Annotated in this window: 2 protein-coding genes; both read left to right on the top strand. The window is 65.6% G+C overall.

Translation table 11 applies throughout. The annotated features are described in order from the left end of the window. Nucleotides 1–1,176: nitrate reductase (locus tag AC4FAH_RS04695; protein ID WP_490245714.1), on the top strand; the 1,176-nt coding region annotated here is incomplete at its 5' end. After that, nucleotides 1,145–2,007 (top strand): uroporphyrinogen-III C-methyltransferase (gene cobA / locus AC4FAH_RS04700; RefSeq protein ID WP_483237188.1); only part of this gene is annotated, 863 nt, incomplete at its 3' end. The genes AC4FAH_RS04695 and cobA, both read left to right, overlap by 32 nt.

A 2,007-nucleotide genomic window follows, 5' to 3' on the forward strand; every position in this document is an offset into this window, starting at 1 on the left:
GCGGAGCTGGATCGCGCGGGTTACGACGCGCTCAAGCCGATCCAGTGGCCGGTACGCCGCGGGGACAAGGGCGAGCTGATCGGCACGCCGCGCCTGTTCGAGGATGCCACCTTCAATACCCCCAATGGGCGCGCCCGCCTGGTGCCCGTAGTACCGCAATTGCCGCAACAGGCGCTGAGCGATGCGGCGCCGCTGCGCCTCAATACCGGGCGTATCCGTGATCAGTGGCACACCATGACGCGCACCGCGCGCAGTGCTCGCCTGATGAATCACCGGGCCGAGCCTTTCGTGGAGCTCCATCCGCAGGATGCGGCGACTCGTGGCTTGCAGGATGGCGGTCTCGCGCAGCTCAAGGGGCGTGATGAGCAGGGCGGGCTGCGTGGAGATTATCGGGCTCGCGTCCGCATCAGCAGTGGTCAGCGTCGCGGGGAGGTATTCATTCCGATGCACTGGAGCGACCACTTCGCGAGTCATGCCCGCGCCGGTGCGCTGCTGGCGGGGCTCGTCGATCCCTTCTCCGGTCAGCCGGAATCCAAGCATGGCGCGGTCGAGGTCGAGTCATTGCCGTGCGAGTGGCAGGCCACCTTATTGATCGCCCCCTCCATCCTGGCCGGGCGTGAGGATCTGGCGGATGCCGTGGCCCAGCTCGATGGACGCTACTGGGCGCGTATTCCGCAATCGGCATTGGTGCGCTACCAGCTGGCAGGTCAGGGCCAGCCGGATTGGCAGCATTGGTGCGAAAGCCATCTGGGTGTCCCGGCGGGGCTCTGGGCACAGGACGCCGCCCAAGGGGGCATCAGCGCAGCGGGCTTTCGTGATGGACGCCTTGTCTGGTGGCTGAAGGTGATGCCGGGTGACGCACACCTCGATCGCCAACCCAATATCGCCTGGCTGGGCGAATGCTTCGCATCAGAGCAGCTCTCCGCGCATGAGCGGCGCAGCCTGCTGGCCGGCCGTCTCTCCGGGCAGGCGGATGTCGGGGCGATGGTCTGCGCCTGTCATCAGGTCGGCGAGCTGACCATTCGCCAGGCCATCCAGTCCGGTGACGGTTCCGTGGAAGCCCTGGGCGCGCGACTGGCCTGCGGCACTCGCTGCGGTTCCTGCCTGCCTGAACTCAAACGTCTTGTGGAAGAGGAGCGATCCGATGAGCGGACTGATTCGTTGGAAATGGCGTGACCTGATGTCGGTATCCAGCAGTGCAGAGTCTCTCGGGATTCTCATGGCACGGCTGACCGACGGCCTGGTGTCGCGGCGCGAGTGGCGTGGCGAGAATCGGCATGCGCCAACGCGCAGCGATGCCAACGGGATTTCTCCCGCCTGGGAGGCGTTTCTTCCGGGGCAGGTCGCGCTGGTGGGCGCGGGGCCGGGGGACCCGGACCTGATGACGCTCAAGGCTTGGCGAATGCTGAATGCCGCGGATGCGGTGGTCTATGACCGCCTGGTCGGCGATGAGATTCTCGCTCAGCTACCGGTTCACTGTGAGCGCTACTACGTCGGCAAGGCCTGCGGCAATCATAGTGTGCCGCAGGATGAGATCGGCGCGCTGATGGTGCGCCTGGCAGGGGAGGGCATGCGAGTCGTGCGCCTCAAGGGCGGTGACCCCGGTGTCTTCGGCCGCATGGGGGAAGAGCTCGCGGCCCTCGATGATGCCGCCATCACGCGTCATATCGTGCCGGGCATCACCGCGGCTTCCGGTGCGGCTGCCGCTCTGGGGATGCCATTGACGGATAGGGCGCATGCACAGCGTCTGCGTTTCGTGACCGCTCAGCTCTGCAGCAAGAGCGAGCAACCTGAATGGCAGCAGCTGGCGCGTCGCGATGAAACGCTTCTCTTCTATATGGGGCTCAATCGTCTCGAGGTGATCTGTGATGAGTTACAGCGTCATGGACTGCCGGCGGACTGGCCGATGATGCTGGTCGCCAATGCCAGCCTTCCCGAGCAGCAGACGCTTCACGGCTCGCTCGGCAATATGGTGAGTCGTCTGGCCGAGCATCCATTGCCGACACC

The sequence above is a fragment of the Cobetia sp. genome, assembly GCF_983723665.1.